Annotated in this window: 17 protein-coding genes and 1 pseudogene; 11 read left to right on the forward strand and 7 right to left on the reverse strand. The window is 71.3% G+C overall.

The annotated features are described in order from the left end of the window. Positions 1-10: 10 nt before the first annotated feature. From DDQ41_RS08975 to DDQ41_RS08995, 5 genes are all read left to right on the forward strand, one after another. Positions 11-1387 (forward strand): APC family permease, encoded by a 1377-nt coding sequence (locus DDQ41_RS08975; RefSeq protein WP_109294014.1) that lies wholly within the window; start codon positions 11-13, stop codon positions 1385-1387. Positions 1388-1755: 368 nt separating this feature from the next. After that, positions 1756-2166: a hypothetical protein gene (locus DDQ41_RS08980; RefSeq protein WP_174720274.1), complete on the forward strand. Its 411-nt coding sequence runs from the start codon at positions 1756-1758 to the stop codon at positions 2164-2166. 11 nt (positions 2167-2177) lie between these two features. Then, positions 2178-2924, forward strand: coding sequence for a transcriptional regulator (locus DDQ41_RS08985; protein WP_245991496.1), 747 nt, complete (start codon positions 2178-2180; stop codon positions 2922-2924). A 38-nt stretch (positions 2925-2962) separates the two neighbouring features. Beyond that, positions 2963-3346 carry a roadblock/LC7 domain-containing protein gene (locus DDQ41_RS08990; protein WP_109294017.1) on the forward strand — a complete coding sequence of 128 codons (384 nt, stop codon included), beginning with the start codon at positions 2963-2965 and terminating at the stop codon, positions 3344-3346. 121 nt (positions 3347-3467) lie between these two features. Then, positions 3468-3842, forward strand: a complete 375-nt coding sequence (locus DDQ41_RS08995) for a hypothetical protein (RefSeq protein ID WP_109294018.1) — start codon at positions 3468-3470, stop codon at positions 3840-3842. A 37-nt stretch (positions 3843-3879) separates the two neighbouring features. Here DDQ41_RS08995 and DDQ41_RS09000 read toward each other — a convergent pair whose 3' ends face one another. The 4 genes and pseudogenes from DDQ41_RS09000 to DDQ41_RS09020 all read right to left on the reverse strand — a co-directional run. Continuing rightward, positions 3880-4413, reverse strand: a complete 534-nt coding sequence (locus DDQ41_RS09000) for a hypothetical protein (protein ID WP_109294019.1) — start codon at positions 4411-4413, stop codon at positions 3880-3882. A gap of 226 nt (positions 4414-4639) precedes the next feature. After that, positions 4640-5479, reverse strand: coding sequence for a MurR/RpiR family transcriptional regulator (locus tag DDQ41_RS09005; RefSeq protein WP_109294020.1), 840 nt, complete (start codon positions 5477-5479; stop codon positions 4640-4642). A gap of 774 nt (positions 5480-6253) precedes the next feature. After that, positions 6254-7015, reverse strand: a complete 762-nt coding sequence (locus DDQ41_RS09015; protein ID WP_109294021.1) for an FG-GAP-like repeat-containing protein — start codon at positions 7013-7015, stop codon at positions 6254-6256. After that, positions 6958-7098 (reverse strand): annotated as a pseudogene (locus DDQ41_RS09020) (integrase core domain-containing protein); the annotation flags it as partial. The gene DDQ41_RS09015 and the pseudogene DDQ41_RS09020, both read right to left, overlap by 58 nt. Before the next feature lie 35 nt (positions 7099-7133). Here DDQ41_RS09020 and DDQ41_RS09025 point away from each other — a divergent pair. Both DDQ41_RS09025 and DDQ41_RS09030 read left to right on the forward strand, forming a co-directional pair. Continuing rightward, the gene (locus DDQ41_RS09025) at positions 7134-8465 is read left to right on the forward strand and encodes a DNA/RNA non-specific endonuclease (RefSeq protein ID WP_109294023.1); all 1332 of its coding nucleotides are present in this window, start codon (positions 7134-7136) and stop codon (positions 8463-8465) included. 31 nt (positions 8466-8496) lie between these two features. Next, positions 8497-9543, forward strand: a complete 1047-nt coding sequence (locus DDQ41_RS09030; RefSeq protein WP_109294024.1) for a hypothetical protein — start codon at positions 8497-8499, stop codon at positions 9541-9543. Positions 9544-10171: 628 nt separating this feature from the next. On the opposite strand, the gene DDQ41_RS09035 is transcribed toward DDQ41_RS09030, so the two are convergent. Together DDQ41_RS09035 and DDQ41_RS09045 are read right to left on the reverse strand one after the other, a co-directional pair. Then, on the reverse strand, positions 10172-11263 hold the full coding sequence (locus DDQ41_RS09035; RefSeq protein ID WP_262508401.1) for an ISAs1 family transposase: 1092 nt from the start codon (positions 11261-11263) through the stop codon (positions 10172-10174). Positions 11264-12413: 1150 nt separating this feature from the next. Then, positions 12414-13799, reverse strand: coding sequence for a cystathionine beta-synthase (locus DDQ41_RS09045; RefSeq protein WP_109294025.1), 1386 nt, complete (start codon positions 13797-13799; stop codon positions 12414-12416). Between the two features lie 149 nt (positions 13800-13948). Between DDQ41_RS09045 and DDQ41_RS09050 the strand changes: the two genes are divergently transcribed. The 3 genes from DDQ41_RS09050 to DDQ41_RS09060 all read left to right on the forward strand — a co-directional run bounded on the left by DDQ41_RS09050 (position 13949) and on the right by DDQ41_RS09060 (position 18054). Further along, complete coding sequence (locus DDQ41_RS09050; protein ID WP_109294026.1) at positions 13949-14956, forward strand: SGNH/GDSL hydrolase family protein; 1008 nt, start codon at positions 13949-13951, stop codon at positions 14954-14956. Between the two features lie 464 nt (positions 14957-15420). After that, entirely contained in the window at positions 15421-16641 is a 1221-nt protein-coding gene (locus tag DDQ41_RS09055) for an acetyl-CoA C-acetyltransferase (protein WP_109294027.1), read from the forward strand. Between the two features lie 528 nt (positions 16642-17169). Further along, positions 17170-18054 carry a hypothetical protein gene (locus DDQ41_RS09060; protein ID WP_109294028.1) on the forward strand — a complete coding sequence of 295 codons (885 nt, stop codon included), beginning with the start codon at positions 17170-17172 and terminating at the stop codon, positions 18052-18054. 67 nt (positions 18055-18121) lie between these two features. Here DDQ41_RS09060 and DDQ41_RS09065 read toward each other — a convergent pair whose 3' ends face one another. Further along, entirely contained in the window at positions 18122-18445 is a 324-nt protein-coding gene (locus DDQ41_RS09065) for a hypothetical protein (protein ID WP_172607835.1), read from the reverse strand. A gap of 99 nt (positions 18446-18544) precedes the next feature. Between DDQ41_RS09065 and DDQ41_RS09070 the strand changes: the two genes are divergently transcribed. Next, on the forward strand, positions 18545-18775 hold the full coding sequence (locus DDQ41_RS09070; protein WP_109297632.1) for a DUF4287 domain-containing protein: 231 nt from the start codon (positions 18545-18547) through the stop codon (positions 18773-18775). The last annotated feature ends 70 nt before the right edge of the window (positions 18776-18845 follow it).

The raw sequence follows: 18845 nt of genomic DNA on the forward strand, positions 1-18845 counted from the left end.
GAGAGGGTGCATGGCCACATCCACGTCCACGGATCCGCAGGAGCACGAGTCGTCGCTGAAGCGTGCCATCGGCCCGAAGCTGATGATCCTCTTCGTCATCGGCGACATCCTGGGGACCGGCATCTACGCCACGACCGGGAAGGTCGCGGGGAAGGTCGGCGGGGCGCTGTGGCTGCCGTTCCTGATCGGTTTCGTCGTGGCGCTGCTGACGGCGGCCTCGTACGTCGAACTCGTCGGCAAGTACCCGAAGGCCGCGGGCGCCGCGCTCTACACCCAGAAGGCGTTCCGGCTCCCCTTCCTCACCTTCATCGTCGCGTTCATGGTCGTGTGCTCGGGGCTGTCCTCGGCGAGCGCGGCGGCCCGCGCGTTCAGCGGCCAGTACTTCCAGGAGTTCACCGACGCGATCCCGCCGACGGCGATCGCGATCGCCTTCATCCTGGGCCTGGCAGCGATCGCGCTGCGGGGGGTCGCGGAGTCGGTGCGGACGAACATGGTCCTGACGCTGGTCGAGTTGTCGGGACTGGCGGTGGTCCTCGCGATCGGGGCGTGGGCCGTGCTGAACGGCGTCGGGGAGCCCTCCCGGCTGGGCGAGTTCCAGTCGAGCGGCACCGGTTACGCCCTGCTGACGAGCGTGCTCGGCGCCACCGCGCTGGGGTTCTTCGCCTTCGTCGGCTTCGAGGACTCGGTCAACATGGCCGAGGAGACGAAGGATCCGGTCCGGACGTTCCCCCGCGCGATCTTCATCGGGGTCGGGGTGACCGGCACGATCTACGTCCTCGTGGCCCTGGTGTCGTCACTGCTGGTCGACTACCGGACGCTGGCCCAGTCCGACGGCCCGCTGCTGGAGGTCGTGAAGGCCGGCGGGGTCGCCTTCCCGCCGAAGCTGTTCGCGGCCATCGCGCTCTTCGCGGTCACCAACTCCGCGCTGATCAACATCATGATGGCCTCGCGGCTCTGCTACGGGCTCGCCAACGAGAAGGTGCTGCCGCGGGGCATGGCCCGCCTGCTCCCCCACCGCCGTACGCCCGTCACCGGAATCCTCTTCGTCACCGTGATCGCGGTCGCCCTCGTCTCGACCGGTGAGATCGAAGGGCTCGGCGACACCACGGCGTTCCTGCTGCTGTGCGTCTTCGCGGTGGTCAACGTGGCGGTGCTGGTGCTGCGCGGGGACCGCGTCGGGCACGCCCACTTCCGTACCCCGACGATCCTTCCGGTACTGGGCGCGATCACCTCGGTCATCCTGGCCAGTCCGCTCTCGGAGCGGGGTTCGGACGTGTACGTCCGGGCCGGGGTGCTGGTCGCCGTCGGCGTCGCGCTCTGGGGCGTCAACAGGCTGTGGATGCGGGCCCGGAACGAGGAGACGGACACCTGGGGCTCCGCGGGCTGAGCACGCCGGGGGGCGCGGGAACGCCGGCGGCCCTCAGGACACCGGCGGTCTGAGAACACCATGGAGGCGCGAGAACACCATGGAGGCGCGAGGACACCGGGGTAGCGCGAACGCCGAGCGAGCCGAGGAAGCCGGGGAAGCCGGGGAAGCGCGGACGCCGAGAGCGCCGAGAGCGCCGAGCACGCCGTGCAAGCCCAGGGCAGCTGAGGGGCCGGGCGGCACGCGGACCGGTGGGCGGACCCTAGCGGATCACACGCATGTTCCGATGGAAAATGCCAGAAGTTCCACCTGCCGCTACTCCGTTGCGTAACCTTACGGCTACGGACATACGTCCGAGCCGTAAGTACATGTGCTGGGGGGATTTCCGCGTGCCCGGAATCGACGAGTGTCTACTGCACGCCATGCGGCTGCCCGGCGTGCGCGGCGCCGCCCTCGTCGACTGGACCAGCGGACTCGCCCTCGGCACGGTCGGTGACGCCGCAGGCGACGACCACGAGACGGCCGCGGCCGAGACGGCGGAACTGGCGCGCATGGTGGCGGAGCATCCCACCTTCGCCCCGGTGGGCACCGCCGGCGGCCCGGAGACCGACCACGGCAAGACCCCTCCGGTGGAGGACCTCGTCGTCACCACCCGCACGTGCTACCACGTTCTGCGCTTCGTCGAGACGAGCTTCGACAGCAGCGTCCTGCTCCATCTCTGGCTCGACCGCGCGGACGGCAACCTCGCCCTCGCCCGGCTCAGAATGCGCGACCTGACGGAGCGGCTGGTACTGGAGTGACCGTCTCACCGATGCTGCTGCGGCTCGCCTCCGAGCGGGCCACCGGGGCCCTCTTACGGGACCGGGGAACGCTGTACCTCGTCGAGGGCCAGGTGGTGCACGCCGAGAGCCCCACCGCTCCGGGCATCGACGTCATGCTCTCCGCCACCGGGCGGCTGCGCGCCGACGGCTGGACGCAGGCCATCCGCGAGGCCGGGGCGGACGGCGCGGTCGGCCGCTACCTCGTCGAAAGCGGCCTGGTGTCCGGCGGCGAACTGGAGATATGCCATCTGGGGGCACTCTTCGACGCGGCGTTCTTCGCCCTCTCCCCGAGCAGCGGCCCCACCCGCTTCCGCTACGGCGTGGCCCACTGGATAGGCCCGGTGCGGCCGGTGCCCGCCGAGGCGGTCGAACGCGAGACCCTGCGGCGCCGGGCTCTGCTGGACCGCCTCTGGGCACATCCCGAGACGGACACCGCACCGGTGGTTCCCTCCCCCCGGACCGCCCGCCTGCGGACCGCCCCCCGACAGCGCGCCGTGCTCGACCTGGCCGACGGGGTGCGTACCCCGGCCGACATCGCCCGCGCCCTGGGACGTCCCGCGTTCCACACCCTCCTCGACGTGCGCCGGCTGGCAGCCGCCGGGCTCGTCGAAACGCCGCGCCAGGCGGCACCCGCGCCCACCCCGCCACCCGATGTCGCCCGCCTGATGGCGATGTCCGCCGATCCGGACGTCGCCCTGCTCCGCCGGCTCCGTGACGCCCTGGAGGCAACGCTGTGATGCGCGCGATGAGGCAGCGCGCCGAGAGGAGACAGCTGATGACCGCGAGCACCGGGGTCCTCGACGAACTGCACCGGTTGAGGACCCGGCTACCGCAGCTCACCGGCGCCCTCGCGGCGAGCGTGGACGGCCTCGTGCTGGCCAGGGACACGCCGGAATCGGAGGCGGAGACCGTCGCCGCGCTCACCGCCGCCGCACTCGGCGTGGCCGTGCGGCTCACCGAGGCGACCGGCCAGGGCCGGTTCCGCGAACTGCTCGTGCGCGGCGAGAACGGCTATGTGGCGACGTACGCGGCAGGCACCGCCGCCGTGATCACCGTGACCGCCGAACCCCGGGTCAACGTCGGCCGGTTGCATCTGGAGGCCCGCAAGGCCGGGCTGCGCATCGGCGAACTCGTGGACGGAGCACTCGAGCGCCCCTGAACCGACCCGCACGGCCGGCCGGGCACCGGCCGGGCACCCGTGGACCGGCGGCCGGCGGCCGTCGGCCTCCGACATGCCAATGCACCACCAGAACCGAACAGTTCCACAACAAGGAGTAACCATGGCGAACACCGAGACGGCCCTCAAGGAAGCGATGGCCGTGATCGAGGGCGCGGTCGGCGTCGCTCTCGTCGACTACACCAGCGGTATGGCCCTGGGCACCATCGGCGGCGGCAAGCACCTCGACCTGAACGTCGCGGCGGCGGGCAACACCGACGTGGTGCGGGCCAAACTGCGCGCGATGGAGATGCTGGGCCTCCAGGACGAGATCGAGGACATCCTCATCACCCTGGGCGGTCAGTACCACCTGATCCGGCTGCTGAAGGCGCGCGGCGGCAACGGGCTGTTCCTGTACCTCGCGCTGGACAACAAGCGCGCCAATCTGGCGATGGCCCGCCACCAGCTGCGCAAGATCGAGTCCGAGTTGGAGGTCTGACGCCACGCCCGCACCCCACCGGCGCCCCGCCGGCCGTTCAGCGACGCCTGGCCCCGCCCGGGGCGGCGTCGCCGGCGGCGGGGCCGGTGGTGCGGTAGCCCTTCACCCGCGCCCCGGCGGGCCGGCCGCCCTCGACCCAGTCGGTACGCACCCACAGCAGCCTCTCCGCCGCCTCCTCCCGCCGACCCAGGGCCCGCGCCTTGAGCCAGAGCCCGGCACCGGCGCCCGCGAGCAGCAGCCCGCCCGCCGCCGGAACGGCGAACGCGCTGCCGACCGCCGCGGCGAACGCCGCGAGCAGCCACCAGCGGTGCCTGCGGCGCCGGTTGCGCAGGGTCACGGCCCGGTCCTGGAGGATGTCACCCCGGGCGGCCCGGGTGGCCCCGCGTTCCAGCTCCCGGTACCGGCCGGTGCGGGCGGCCGCCACCACGGCCGCCGCCACCAGGAACACCGCGGCGCCGCCGTACAGTCCGATCCTGCGGCCGGTGAACCCCTCCGGCACCAGCCCGACGGCCGCGGCGAGCCCGCCGAGCCACATCATCGGGGCCGCCCCGGCCCGTACGACCACCGCCACTCGCACCAGTGCGTGACCTCCGCCCCGACCCACTGCACCGCTCCCTCCAGCCGTGATGCCGTCCGGGCGGGGAGGGTAGCCGATCTTCCTGAGGAACGCCTGAGAGGCGACGCACCCGGGACGGCACGGGACTACAACCGGGCCGCACCCCGGGACTGCACGGGACAACAACCGGGCCGCACCCCGGACACACCCGGGAAGGCATGGCGCACGCACGGCCGGCGCGTCAGTCCGCGAAGAGTCCGCGCTCCGCGGCCCGGACGTCGAACTCCTCCAGCCGCGCCTGCGCGTCCGGCAGGCCGTCGCACATCGCCTCCAGCAGCACCCGGCCCAGCAGCATCGGCGCGCAGGCGGTGTCGAAGGCGAGGCCGGTGCCGACGGCGGCCGGGATCAGCACATCGCTGTGGGCGGCGACGGGTGCGAACGCGGAGTCCGCGACCGTGACGACGGTCAGCCCGGCCTCCCGCGCGTAGGCGAGCGCCTCCACGACCTCCCTGGGGTGGCGGGGCAGGGCGAAGCAGAGCAGCGCGGTCGCGCCCGCCCGGCGCGCGGCGTCGATCCGGTCGAACAGCATCGAGCCGCCCTCGTCGAGGAGCCGGACGTCCGGGTGGACCTTGGCCGCGAAGTAGGAGAAGCCCCGGGCCTGCGAGGAGGCGGCGCGCAGCCCGAGGACCGGCAGCGGGCGGGAGGCGGCGAGCAGCCGGGCGGCCCGTTCCACCGGACCCGGGTCGGCGAGCAGCTCGGCGAGATGCCGCAGGTTCTCGATCTCCGCGTGCACGGCCTGCTGGTACTCGGTGAACTCCCGCCTGTCCCGGGCCGGTTCGGCGGGCACCACCTCGCGCAGGCGCCTGCGCAGCGCCGGATAGCCGTCGAAGCCGAGCGCGACGGCGAAGCGGGTGACGGAGGGCTGGCTGACCCCGGCGAGTTCGGCCAGTTCGACGCTGGACAGGAACGGCACGTCGGAGGCCCTGCGCACCATGCAGTGGGCGATGCGGCGCTGGGTGGGGGTGAGCCGGTGCCCTTCGAAGAGCTGCTGGAGCCGTGCGGCAGGGCTGGTGTCGTTCATACCGTCGGGTCCCCCAGTTCGTCTCGCCCGGCGCGCCGGAGGTGCCTGCCCGTCCCCTGGCACCCGGGGCGGTACCGCTCGCGAGAGCGCGGCGCCGGGAGGCGGAACGGACGCGGACATCACCGGGAAGTCCGGCCCACCGGCTATTCACTCACCCTTAACTCTGCATGACCATATGCAGACCGGGCAAGCGCCGCCGCGCCGATGCCGTGCACCTTGTGCACCTGAGGGCGGAGGATGGAAACGAGAGTGTGAACCCCAACGTGATACTGCGCTTCAAAGCGTGTACCCCTCCAGGAGAGCGATCTTCGTCGCTTCTCGGGGGTGGGCCGATGCTGTCGCGACGATTGGCACTGGTCACGCTCGTCCCACGCTCCGGAGAAGCCTTCTCGTCGTGGGCGGACCGGATGGCGTGGCTGAACCGCCGCCCACCCGCGGAGGTGGCGGTCTGCCGGGTCTGCTGCTACGCGGGGCGTCAGCGGACGTGCGACCGCCGGTGTTCGGCAGGTCTTCCCGGAAACCCGGTCGACGGCATGCATCTGTCCGTCTTCGAAGGCAGACCGCTGATGCCGATGACCGTGCGGGCGGGTCGGCGGCTTCGGCGAGCACCTCGATGTCCGTCCCGCGGCTCTTCCGAGCGTCGCGGACCGCGAAACCGAAAGCCTGCAGCCGGTTGCGGACGAGTATTCACCGGTGCCGGTACTGCCACGGTTCAGGGATGTCCCCCGCACCCTTACAAGGAGTGCGGGGGAGAACCGGAGGCCATCCCGCCGCTCAGATGATTCGGTAGGGCCCCCAGCTGGTGCCGACCTGGTAGCGGGTGGGGAAGGCGTCCATGCCGGGCTTTCCGGTGCCCGGGTAGACCCACAACGTGCCGTCGGACGCCTGACGGGACAGTACATCGGTGATCCCGTCACTGTTGAAGTCCCCGGTGCGAGTGACGTCCTGGCTCTTCCAGTAGGTGCCGGCTTGGAAGCGGGTGCCCAGGGCGCTCATGCCGGGCTTTCCGGTACCCGGGTAGATCCACAGAATGCCGTCGCTCTTGACGGCCGCAAGGTCGGCCTTGCCGTCACCGGTGAGGTCGTCCGGATTGCGCGAGGTGGCGTGATCGACCCAGTCGCTGACGTCGTCAACACGGGTGTCGATGGCACCGGTACGGGTCTCGGCGGGGTCGTTGCCAAGACATCCACCTTGCCAGGAACGGGAGTTGACGGCGACGAGTTCCGCGGAGCCGTTGACGGTACGCAGGGCGGGACCGCCGGCATCGCCCTTGCAGGCGGTGGCGACGTCGGAGCCGTCGAGGTCCACGGTTGTGGCCGTGGTTGAGGCAACGGTGAACGTGCCGGTGTGGAGCCTGTCGGGTACCCATTCGGTCTTGGTGCGCCCGAATCCGGCCTTCACCAGCTTCTCACTCACAGTGGCGGGCGTGGTCGCCAACCGGACGGGCGTGATGAACCGCCCCGGGTTCGGTAGAGATCTCAGATTGTGGTGATGACCTGGGGTTTCGTGAGTTCGGTGTAGTAGTTGGCTTCGCATTCGACGGGTGGGACGTGGCCTATCTCACCGTGGAGTCGTCGGTGGTTGTACCAGTCGACCCACTCGGCGGTGGCGAGCTCGACGTCGGAGCTCAAGCGGGTAACGGGAGGGTCGTGCCATGACTCAATCCTTACATGGAACCGAGCCTCCACTTCACCCGGGGCGGTTCAGCAAGACCCTGACCGGAACCGTCACCTACTCCTCGCCTCAGACGACGGGTTCCTCCGCCTCGTTCTCCACGTCCTACGCGATGTACGTGACGTCACCGGGCGCGACGGCGACCGACCCGAACGCGTCGTGGAAGAACGCGCGTCAGGTCAGGTGCGACCACGCGGTCGGCGGCACTTCGGTGGCGGGCTGTGCCGTTCCGTCCGTCATGGCCGTAGTGCCGATGAAGGCGACGAGCGAGGACGCGGGCGGCGCCGTGGCCGCCTACCAGTGGGCCCAGCAACGCTTCAACGACGGCTGGGGAGACAACAAGCCGCTGACCAGGGAGAAGAACGGGGCGGCCGAACGTACGGATCGCACGTGTGGAAGCTTCGTGGCCAATACGGACCTCGTCGAAACCGACACCTGCGGCGAATTCCCCTTCGCTGAGGCCAAGGAGGGAGGTATCGACGGCGCTCGCTGCGTCGAGGTGATCCCCAATGCCAGCAGCGGCAGCTGGGACACCTACGTCCTCGGCGACAGCAGGGTCCTGGATCCCGCCACCCCGTGTGTGCGCGCCCATGTCCCGGCCGTCGACAAGCAATTCGCTGACGTGAAGCTCAACGAGGGCTTCGAGAACCAGCACGTCATCAACTCCGATCAGTTCAAGGTGGAGTTCACCACACCGGCCGCCGTCCCACAGGCCGCCTGCCTGGCGAACTGGCCGTCCGGTGCGCTTCCCTCCGGCGCCGGGTGGATCAGGAACACCACCGAACCTGTCGCCCATGTGAACAAGACCATCATCCCGATCGGTTCAGCCGGTACCCGGCCGACGACGGCACAGGCCTGTCTTGGGAAGAAGCTCGGCGCCGGCAAGCCTGCCTCGGGAGACATCACCGGCTGGCGCGACGCGCAGAAGTTCAATCAGGACAACCCTCCCGTGACGAGTCAGGCCCGGTGTCACCTGATCGCGAACATTCTCGGTGGACCAGGTGCGATCCTGGACGGCGGGCAGAACAACCTCGTCCCCTGCTGGCAGGTGGGAATGAACACCGGAACGCCCAGCATGCGGACCTACGAGTTCATGGCTCAAAAGGAGGTCGGCGAAGCCGACTTCGGAGCGAACGACGCGATCCTTTACCAGGTGACCCCCGTCTTCCGGGATGCCACCAGCACGATTCCGGTGGGAGTCACGATGACCGCTAGCATCGAACGGGCGAACGGGTCGGCCGAGGAGCTGTTCCCCAACGTCTACGTCCCCAACACCAAGGCGAACACCGGGCTGCTCAACCTCGGAAACTGATCACAGCCGGTTAGTGCCTACGGGAGCCAGCATGAGTCGTACCACCCCGCCGCGGCCGCTCGACGTCACCGCGCTCTTCCCTCAACTGGCCCCGCTGGCACGCACGGCAACCCGGTTGCATCCCCGCCCCGGGTCGCCCACGCCGCACGACAGCTCCGTCGGCGGGCCCCTGCTCTGGCCCGCCGACGAGCCGTGGCCGCGCTGCGAGGGACCGCACAGGTGGGACGGGGTGAACGAAGTCCTCTCGCCGGAGGACCTGCGGCGGCTGCGGCGTATCCGCGCAGCGGTGGCGAGCCGGCCGGGCGGCGATCCCCCGGTGACCCGGTACACGCCCGAGGAGCTGGCGATCGAGGAGCGGATCAAGGCCGGCCGCCCTTGGCCCGAGGGCCCGATCGCCCTGCTGCCCGTAGCCCAGTTGTACGTACGTGACGTCCCATTGCTGCGCCCGCCCGGGCAGTCCGAGGCCGATGTGCTCCAGGTCCTGTGGTGCCCCTTCGACCACCCGGCACATCCGAGGACCGCACTGTTCTGGCGGACCGCCGCGACCGTAACGGACGTACTCGACGCACCTCCCGAGCCGCCCGCGATCCAGTTCCCCACCTATCTGCCGGCGCCGTGTCTGCTCACGCCTGAGCAGGTCACCGAGTACCCCAGCTACCTGGAGCTGAGCGAGGAACTGCAGGAGGAACTGGGCGACTGGAGCAGGTGGCAGGCGGCCGGGTCAGCCCTGGACGGCTCCTACGAACTCGCTCCGCAGGAACTCTACATGGACATGCTGTCCATCTCCCCCGGCTGGAAGACCGGTGGCTGGACCCGATGGGGCCTCACCGATCCCCTGCCCCGGTCCTGCTCCGCATGCGGCACCGAGGCGGTCCCGCTGCTGACCATCGCCACCGTCGAATCGAACGCCGGCACCGAAAGCTGGGACCCCGAAGAGGAGAAGACCGCCCCCACGCCGCTCCCTCCCGGCTGCCTTCCGGCGAACTTCACCATGATCGACATCGCCAGTGGCTACGACCTCCAACTCCACGCCTGTCCGGCATCCCCGGACCACCCCCACATCGAACTCGTCCAGTGAGCAACAAGACGGACCGCTAAAGAAGCTGTAGCGCGCGGGGGCTACCGGGTTGACGGAGCCTGCGGTGGGCTGCGCCGCGGCGAGGACGCCCGCATATGTGACGGCTCCGCACGAGGATGCCGGTAGGGTAATGTGACCGCCTGTGATGAGCGCCTGTGATGAGCGCCAACGACCTCACTGCTGTTTCTCGGCCCCGAGCAGGCGACGTGGGGTCGTCCGAAACCCGCCGGAGAAAGAGCATACGTCGGTCGCGTCGGTGGATGCTCCCCGCGCTGATTGCCATCGCGTACATAATTCTCCAGATCATCGGTAGGCCCACTCTGGCGCCGGCCAATGACGCCTACCGTTACAACCAGGCCGCGCTGTAGCTCCTCGGTGACTCTCCGGAGCAAGCGCACCGGACCGCGTTGAAGGCGTACTGCCACGACAGGGTGCGACGGGAGACCCGCTCTCACGGGCTGAAGCCGGAGAATTTGCGCGATAACGCTGCTCCGTACCCCACGCCGGGGAAAGGATTCTTCGCATGCATGGCAGAGTCGGCTGACGGGCTGAAACCGCTCAGCCCTCGCTATGAGCGCATATTCGATGTCCGGCCCGGGTTCCCGCAGGGTCCCGGCAAAGTCGTTGATCATGCGGTCAGGATCAGGTTGATGGGGCGGTCGGTGTCGCGGGCGTGATGTCGTAGGGCGGCGGCGATGTTGTGGTGGCCGTGCAGGCGGAGCAGGGTGATGACGGTGTTGCGCAGGGCGGCCATGACGCGGGGTGCGTTGCCGGTGCGGACCTGGGAGCGGTCTTCGTCGAAGGTGACGTCGCGGATCCAGTGCAGGCGGTTCTCGATCTGCCAGTGCGACTGCACCCATGCGGCCAGGAGTGCCGGCGGCGCGGTGTGGGCGTCCGCGCTGGTGATCAGGTAGACGATCTCGACCGTCCGCCTGCCCTTCCTGGTGACGGTGCGCCGTAGTCGGGCGACTTGCGTGGCTGCGGTGAAGCCGATCCAGGCGGGCACGTCGGCGACCTTGATCGTGCGGGTGACGCGGCGTCCGTGTCCGCGCTCGGTCCTGGTGAGGGCGGGCATCCGGGCCCAGGGCAGGGCCTTGAGCTGGTTGTACAAGGACTTCTGGTTGGCCTTCACGGTCAGGACGTAATCGGCGCCGGCCTCTGTCACCAGCGCTGCGGTGTCGTGCTGGGTGTGCAGTGCGTCCATCGTGACGACCACGCCGTCCAGGTCCAGGAGTTGGAGCAGGCGGCGGGCGGCGGGGATCTCGTTGCTCTTCTCCCCCACCGCGACCTGGCCGAGCACCGCCCCGGATCCGTGAGCGAGGGCGGCGACCAGGTGCGGCGCGGAAGAGCTGTCGCCGCGGGCGCCGCGGACCGTCTTGCCGTCGACGGCGATCACCCGCCGGCCCGCGACCAACGCGGCCCGCGTCACGGCCCAGGCCCCCAGCACCGCGTCGAGACGGTCCGCGTCCAGCCTCGCGAACAGACGGCGCAGCGTCGACTCGTCCACCGACCCCCGCTCCAGACCCAGCCGGCCCAAGGCGTCGGCCCCCGCGTCCCGGGCCCACTCCCCGATCGCCGTGAACCCCCGTGCCCCGGCGATCACCGCGCACACCGCGACCGCGATCAGAGCGCCCACCGAATGACGGACCCCGCGCCGACGGCGCGGATCGGGTATCCGACCGAGCAGGTCGACGAGAAGCTCATGATCCGGAACGAGCATGCGGACAGGCGCGGAGATGCGAGACGATGACATGGCGCGGGCGTTGTTCTCTCGGACGGACGGACGGCGTAGGAACCTCCATCCAACCCGACCTGAACACGCCCGCGCACCCTCATCTCACACAGAAACACCACGTCACAGCCCTACAGGGCGACTTTGCCGGAGCCCTGCGGGTTCCCGGTGTTGGCCGCGCCGTTTGTCGCCCTGTTCGGCGCGGGTTCGGGACTGCTCGTCACCTCGGTCCTGTTCACCGTTGCCGGTGGCCTCGTCGCCTACCTGTTGCTGCGCGCCGTAGGGGCACCTGCAAGGTTCGCCCTAATCGGACAGGCCTTCTTCTACGCCTGTCCGATCGGCTGGTGGGGTGGATACCCCTCACAGAGGGCCCTGTCCTCGCTCTCATCATGACTTCCTTTTGGTGGCCTCCGGGACCGAGTCGAGATCACGCCAGTTCGCGGAAGCTCAAGCGCAGCGAGAACCCCCTGGTCAGCCCCACTCTCATCTCCCATGCCCCAAAATGACCTTGATTCGATACTTATCGAATCAACAGTGCCAGACCAGAGGGCATGGCGAGTCTCATCTTCAGCGTCGGCCCTCCCGCGCGCCCCCGCGCGGGAGGGGCCCCGTTCGGCCGCCGAGGCAGGACGGTGGGGGCAGACCGCCAGGGCGGTACGGGTGGGGCAGTACGGGTGGGGCAGACCGCCCGGACCGGGGCGGAACGGGATCGGCGGGCCCGTGGCCCGCCGGGAGGAGCGGCCCCCGCCGGGACCGGCCCACGGCAGCGGCCCCGAGCCGGCCCCGGCGCCATCGGGCGCCCCGTGCGCGGGGGTTCGCGGGCGTCGGACGACCCGCCGCACGGGCCCGGCGCCATCGGGCGCACCGTACGCGGGGGTTCGCGCAAGTGGTACGGGAGCGACACGTCGGCGCAGCACCCGGTTAACACGCGTCCGGCACATTGAGGGGTGTCGGCGTCAAGGACCTCCGGAGCGGCTCCCGGACCTCCGTGGACGCCCGGACGCGGCGCCGGCTCCGGCCAGGACCCGGACCGCGTCCCCCGCGGGGACCGCCGCCGTCCCGCCCCCCGGTCACGGGGGTGCGGCGGTCCCCGCGCATCCTGCTCCGCAGGGGACCGCCGCCGTCCCGCCCCTGCCGCCTACTTCCCGGACCGCGCCAGGAAGGAGAGCAGGTCCTGGCGGCTGACGACACCGGTGGGCTTGCCCTCGACCAGCACGATCGCGGCGTCGGCGGAACCGAGCACGGACATCAGGTCGCCGACCGGCTCGCCCGAACCGACCTGGGGCAGCGGCTCGCTCATGTGCTTCTCCAGCGGGTCGTTCAGCGAGGCGCGCTGCGTGAACAGCGCGTCCAGCAGTTCCCGCTCCACCACGGAGCCGATGACCTCGGCGGCCATGACGTCCGGGTGCCCGGCGCCCGGCTTCACGATCGGCATCTGGGAGACGCCGTACTCGCGCAGCACCTCGACGGCCTGGCCCACCGTCTCCTCCGGGTGCATGTGCACGAGGGACGGCAGGGCGCCCTCCTTGTGCTTCAGCACGTCACCGACCCGCGGCTGGTCGCCGGCCTGCTCGAGGAAGCCGTAGTCGTTCATCCACTCGTCGTTGAAGATCTTCGACAGATAGCCGCGCCCGCTGTCCGGGAGCAGCACGACCACCACGTCGTCCGGACCGAGCCCCTCGGCCACGCGCAGCGCGGCGACCACCGCCATACCGCAGGAACCGCCGACCAGGAGGCCCTCCTCCTTGGCCAGGCGGCGCGTCATCTGGAACGAGTCCTTGTCGGAGACGGCGACGATCTCGTCCGTGACCTCGGGGTCGTACGCGGTGGGCCAGAAGTCCTCACCGACCCCCTCGACCAGGTACGGCCGGCCGGACCCACCGGAGTAGACGGAGCCCTCGGGGTCCGCGCCGACGACGCGCACCGCGCCGCCGCTGATCTCCTTGAGGTAGTTGCCGGTGCCGGAGACGGTGCCGCCGGTGCCGATACCGGCCACGAAATGGGTGATCTTCCCCTCAGTCTGTTCCCACAGTTCGGGACCGGTCGTCTCGTAGTGCGAACGCGGGTTGTTCGGGTTGGAGTACTGGTCCGGCTTCCAGGCGCCCGGCGTCTCGCGTACCAGCCGGTCGGAGACGTTGTAGTACGAGTCCGGGTGGTCCGGGTCGACCGCCGTCGGGCAGACGACGACCTCGGCGCCGTAGGCGCGCAGGACATTGATCTTGTCCGTGGACACCTTGTCCGGGCAGACGAAGACGCACTTGTAGCCCTTCTGCTGGGCCACGATGGCCAACCCGACGCCGGTGTTGCCGCTCGTCGGCTCGACGATCGTGCCGCCCGGCTCGAGCTCCCCGCTCCGCTCGGCTGCCTCGATCATGCGCAGGGCGATGCGGTCCTTGACCGATCCGCCGGGGTTGAAGTACTCGACCTTGGCGAGGACCGTCGCCTGAATGCCCGCGGTCACGCTGTTCAGCTTCAGCAGCGGGGTATTGCCAACCAGACTGATCATCGAGTCGTGGAATCGCACCGTAAGTCTCCGGGATCTCCGTAGTGGTTCCGTCAGCGTATGCGCATTCGGCGTGAGATTGGGCTGCGGCGGTTGCGGGGCAGTTAGCTCTTGGACGACTGCACGGCTACGAGGAGGTGGCTGGGACTGTGTCGAGGGCGAGGGCGAGGGTGGCGCGGCGCATCGCTGCGGGCGCGGCTTACGGCGGCGGCGGGATCGGGCTGCTCGGAGCCGCGGCGGTGACTCTCCTGCTGGCCGAGGTGCAGCTCGCGAAGAGATCGGTGGGGGGCGGTACGGCCCCCTGCCCGCCCGGGGCGGACGGCGTCTACGGCACGGCCTTCGGGTTCTCGAGTCCGCTGCGGCTGGTCCTGCTCGGCGACTCGACGGCCGCCGGGCAGGGCGTGCGCCGGGCGGGGCAGACACCGGGGGCGCTGCTGGCCTCGGGGCTCGCGGCCGTGGCGGAGCGCCCGGTGGAGCTGTTCATCGTGGCCCAGCCCGGTGCGCGCTCCGACGACCTCGAACGGCAGGTGGGCCTCGCGCTGCGGGACCCCGCCCGGGCACCGGACGTCTGCGTGATCATGATCGGGGCGAACGACGTGACGCACCGCATGCCCCCGACGCAGTCGGTGCGGCACCTGTCCGCCGCGGTACGCCGGCTGCGGACGGCGGGAGCGGAGGTGGTGGTGGGCACCTGTCCGGACCTCGGCACCATCGAACCCGTCTACCAGCCGCTGCGGTGGCTCGCCCGGCGGGTCTCCCGGCAGCTCGCGGCGGCGCAGACGATCGGCGTGGTGGAGCAGGGCGGCCGTACGGTGTCGCTGGGGGACCTGCTGGGGCCGGAGTTCGCGGCGAACCCCCGTGAGCTGTTCGGACCCGACAACTACCACCCGTCGGCGGAGGGGTACGCCACGGCGGCGATGGCGGTGCTGCCGACGCTGTGCGCGGTGCTGGGCCTCTGGCCGGAGACGGACCGGCTGGACGCCGACCGCCGCGAGGGCATGCTGACGGTCGCCAAGGCCGCGGCGGAGGCGGCGAGCGAGGCCGGTACCGAGGTCACCGGAGCCCGTGCCCCGTGGGCCCTGCTCAAGCACCGCAGGCGCCGCCGCCTGCCGGTGCCGGCGGAGCCCGCGCCTTCGGAGCCCCGGGCCGCCGAGGCGCGCGGGCGGGGATCGGAGTGAACGCGCGGCCCGCGCCGGAAGGACCGCGCCGGAAGGACCGCGCCGGAACGGCCCGCGCCGGGACGGACCCGCGCGGCGGCCGGGTCCGTCCCGGCCCTGCGGCCCCGTACTCGGCCCGCGCGGCCGGATCCCGCTCCCCTGTCAGGGCAGCACCCGCCCCGGCCCGCTGCCCCCGCCCCCGCCCCCGCCCCCTCACCGGCAGCGGCAGCGGCAGCGGCAGCGGCAGCGGCAGCGGCACGGTCCGCGTGTGGTGGCCCGGCCCTCACACCCCCGCGCCCCGTCCCGGCGCGGACGGACCACGTCGCGGACCGCCGAGGGCGCCCCCGTCCGCCTCAGCCGCGCGGACCCACGCGTAAGCGGGCGCTTAGAAAAGAGGTCCGCATCACACGGTCCGTACCGTGACCCACGCGATACGTGGGGGTAACTTCCAGACTGTCGCCCCCGAGCACCCCACTGGAGCCGTGATGCCCGAAGCCGTGATCGTCTCTGCCGCCCGCTCGCCCATCGGACGGGCCTTCAAGGGCTCGCTGAAGGAGCTGCGGCCGGACGACCTGACCGCGACCATCGTCCAGGCCGCACTGGCCAAGGTCCCCGAACTGGACCCCGAGGACATCGACGACCTGATGCTCGGCTGCGGCCTGCCCGGCGGCGAGCAGGGCCACAACCTGGGCCGGATCGTGGCCGTGCAGATGGGCATGGACCACCTCCCCGGCTGCACCGTCACCCGCTACTGCTCGTCCTCGCTTCAGACCTCCCGGATGGCGCTGCACGCCATCAAGGCCGGCGAGGGCGACGTCTTCATATCGGCCGGCGTCGAGATGGTCTCCCGCTCCGTGAAGGGCAGCTCCGACGGCCTGCCCGACACCCACAACCCCCTCTTCGCCGATGCGGAGGCCCGTACCGCGGCCGTCGCCGCCAGCGAGGGCGCGAGCTGGCACGATCCGCGCGAGGACGGCCTGGTCCCCGACGCCTACATCGCGATGGGCCAGACCGCGGAGAACCTGGCCCGCCTCAAGGGCGTCACCCGCCAGGAGATGGACGAGTTCGGCGTGCGGTCCCAGAACCTCGCCGAGGAAGCGATCAAGAACGGCTTCTGGGAGCGCGAGATCACGCCCGTGACGCTGCCGGACGGCACCGTGGTCAGCAAGGACGACGGTCCGCGCGCAGGCGTCACGCTGGAGGGCGTGCAGGGCCTGAAGCCGGTGTTCCGCCCGGACGGCCTGGTCACCGCGGGCAACTGCTGCCCGCTCAACGACGGCGCGGCCGCGCTGGTGATCATGTCGGACACCAAGGCGCGCGAGCTGGGCCTGACCCCGCTGGCCCGGATCGTCTCCACCGGGGTGTCCGGCCTCTCCCCCGAGATCATGGGCTACGGCCCGGTCGAGGCGAGCAGGCAGGCGCTGCGGCGGGCCGGGCTCACCATGGACGACATCGACCTGGTCGAGATCAACGAGGCGTTCGCGGCCCAGGTCATCCCCTCCTACCGGGACCTGGGCATCCCGCTGGACAAGCTGAACGTCAACGGCGGCGCGATCGCGGTCGGCCACCCCTTCGGCATGACCGGAGCGCGTATCACCGGCACGCTGATCAACTCCCTCCGGTTCCACGACAGGCAGTTCGGCCTGGAGACCATGTGCGTGGGCGGCGGCCAGGGGATGGCCATGGTCATCGAGCGCCTCAGCTGACCGGGCCGGCGCCTCGCCCGCGGCTCCGCGCGCGGGCGGGGTGCCGCGCACGGGCGCGGCACCCCGCCGGCGCGGATGACCGGGTCCGGGCCACCGGGTCCGGGCCACAGCGGCGCGGATGACCGGGTGCGGGCCGCGGCCCGCACCCGCACCCGCACCCGCGACCGCAAACCGCGACCTGCGGTCCGCGCCCCGTGACACGCGCCCCGCGACCGGCCACCCGACGCGCGTCCGCGCCCGGGGCCCGAGCCCCGAGCCCCGGGCTCGCATCGCGAAACCCCTCCCCATCCCTCCGCGGGCACTCCCCCAACCCCGCCGTCTCCCGGTCGTGACCTAATCTCCCCCAGGATGTGATATGCCTCCCAGCAACGTGCGTTTGCCCAGCTCACACGTGTCCCACAGAAAGACGTCCGGCTCAGCCCCCTGTCTCTTTCGTGAAGTTCGTGATGTATTGCACTGACACCAGGTGTGGGCCCACGACAAGCTGATGTAGTAAGTCGGGAAGTCCTCAGAACCGGGAGTACGTCAGTGAGCGCCTTTCCCCTCGCCCTGCTGCTGACCACCGCCGCCGCCACGGCTGTGGGCGCCGCCGCCCTGCACACCACTCTCGGGCTGCGCCGGCAGGTCGCCGCCCTGCGTTCGGAACTGGCCGCAGCGAGCCGCCACGGCGGCGGCCCCTTCGGTTCCGTACCGCAGGCCCGCACGGCCCCCGCCGCCGAGATACGCGCGGCCGTCGCCGAGGCGCTGGCCGAGGAGCGCGAGCGCGAGCTGGCCGAGGCACGTGCCTTCTGGGCCGCGCAGGAGGCCCGCGAGGCGGCCGACGCACCGCACTTCGCCGGCGACTCCCCGCTGACGATGCCGGGCGGGCTGGCGGACGTCGGCGAGGACGGGCCGGTCCAGCTGCCCCGGCAGGCCGACTTCGCCGGCCTGGAGGCACTGAACCTGGAAGCGGCGGAAGCCCTCGAAGAACTCGCGGAACTCGCTGAACTCGCGGAGCCGGAGCCCGCCGAGCAGCCGGCGGAGTTCGCCGAGGACTCCCCCGAACTGGCCGCGGCCCGCCGCCGGCACCCCTCGCATCCCGACTTCGTTCCGGTGCAGACGCCTGTCGTGACCGACCACGAGCGGACCGTGGCGCGGCTGGAGGAGCTGGCCGACGCCGCGACCGCCCTCACCGACGTGCGGCCGGGCCCGCTGGGAACCCTGGACGTGTACGTGTTCGCCGACGGCACGACCCTGTGCATGACCCCGGGGCACCGTGAGACCGCGGAGCAGCTCGGCGAGGCGCTGCGCGCCGGGCGGGCGCCGGTCCTGCTCGGCGGCTCGGGCGTCTCGGGCGCCTACTCCCTCACGTTCTCCTGCGGCGCCGGGGAGAACGTCTACGTCCTCGCCGACCGCGTCATCGCCTCGCTCTGAGCCCGTTCCGCGGGCCCGCCCGGCCGCCCCGGCCCCCGGCCGGCCCCGGAGCCTCCCGGGCGCGCCCTCAGAGCCGCGCCCGCCGCGCCGCCGCCTCGACCAGTTCCACGGCCTCGGCCAGCTCCCCCGGCGGTGCCGTCCCGGAGCGTAGGGCTTCGGCCAAATCCGTCCCCGCGACCACCAATTGGTCCGCGACCGCGAAGACACCCGCGTCGGGCATGATCCGCGGTTGCCGCCCCGGCGTCTCGATGCGCTGGGCGCGCACCGCCAACTCCCTGGCCAGTGCCAGCCCTTCGGCCGCCGCCCCGCGCTGGAGCCGGCTCTGCGGGGCCGCCCGCAGCCGGTCGGCGAAACGTTCCACGGCCGCCGTCAGAGGTGTCGTATCAAGCACGACGCGACCCTATGCGCCGGTACGGGACTGTTGCCAACGCGCGAACGCTGAGGCACGGTGACGGGAAGGACCACACGCGCAATGCGTCCGGAGGCACCGATGTCCCAAGTCTTCTCCGAAGAGACCCATCGCAACCTGCTGTCCCGCATCCCCCACTGCACCGGTCGGGACATCGCCGACTGGCTGCGCACCGTCGAAGAAGGACCGTCCCTGTTCCGTTTCGAGGAGAAGGTCAGCTGGCTCCGGAGCGAACACGATCTCGCGTACGGCCACGCGAAGGCGATCATCCATGAGTACGACCTGAGGAGGGCGGCCCGCAAGCTGCTCTAGTGCCGCGTCGGGCGGGGTCTGCCCGTCGGCGGCGGCGCGGAGCGGCGTCCGGTGCGGTGCGTCGCAGGGC

It is taken from the genome of Streptomyces spongiicola, from assembly GCF_003122365.1.
GTDB classification, from domain to species: Bacteria; Actinomycetota; Actinomycetes; order Streptomycetales; family Streptomycetaceae; genus Streptomyces; species Streptomyces spongiicola.

Bases quoted from the DNA above. Each gene is read 5' to 3' on its own strand.
- DDQ41_RS08975 (WP_109294014.1), top strand. From the start codon at position 11: ATGGCCACATCCACGTCCACGGATCCGCAGGAGCACGAGTCGTCGCTG.
- DDQ41_RS08985 (WP_245991496.1), top strand. From the start codon at position 2,178: ATGCTGCTGCGGCTCGCCTCCGAGCGGGCCACCGGGGCCCTCTTACGG.
- DDQ41_RS08990 (WP_109294017.1), top strand. From the start codon at position 2,963: ATGACCGCGAGCACCGGGGTCCTCGACGAACTGCACCGGTTGAGGACC.
- DDQ41_RS08995 (WP_109294018.1), top strand. From the start codon at position 3,468: ATGGCGAACACCGAGACGGCCCTCAAGGAAGCGATGGCCGTGATCGAG.
- DDQ41_RS09005 (WP_109294020.1), bottom strand. From the start codon at position 5,479: ATGAACGACACCAGCCCTGCCGCACGGCTCCAGCAGCTCTTCGAAGGG.
- DDQ41_RS09015 (WP_109294021.1), bottom strand. From the start codon at position 7,015: ATGCGAAGCCAACTACTACACCGAACTCACGAAACCCCAGGTCATCAC.
- DDQ41_RS09025 (WP_109294023.1), top strand. From the start codon at position 7,134: ATGACTCAATCCTTACATGGAACCGAGCCTCCACTTCACCCGGGGCGG.
- DDQ41_RS09030 (WP_109294024.1), top strand. From the start codon at position 8,497: ATGAGTCGTACCACCCCGCCGCGGCCGCTCGACGTCACCGCGCTCTTC.
- DDQ41_RS09035 (WP_262508401.1), bottom strand. From the start codon at position 11,263: ATGCTCGTTCCGGATCATGAGCTTCTCGTCGACCTGCTCGGTCGGATA.
- DDQ41_RS09055 (WP_109294027.1), top strand. From the start codon at position 15,421: ATGCCCGAAGCCGTGATCGTCTCTGCCGCCCGCTCGCCCATCGGACGG.
- DDQ41_RS09070 (WP_109297632.1), top strand. From the start codon at position 18,545: ATGTCCCAAGTCTTCTCCGAAGAGACCCATCGCAACCTGCTGTCCCGC.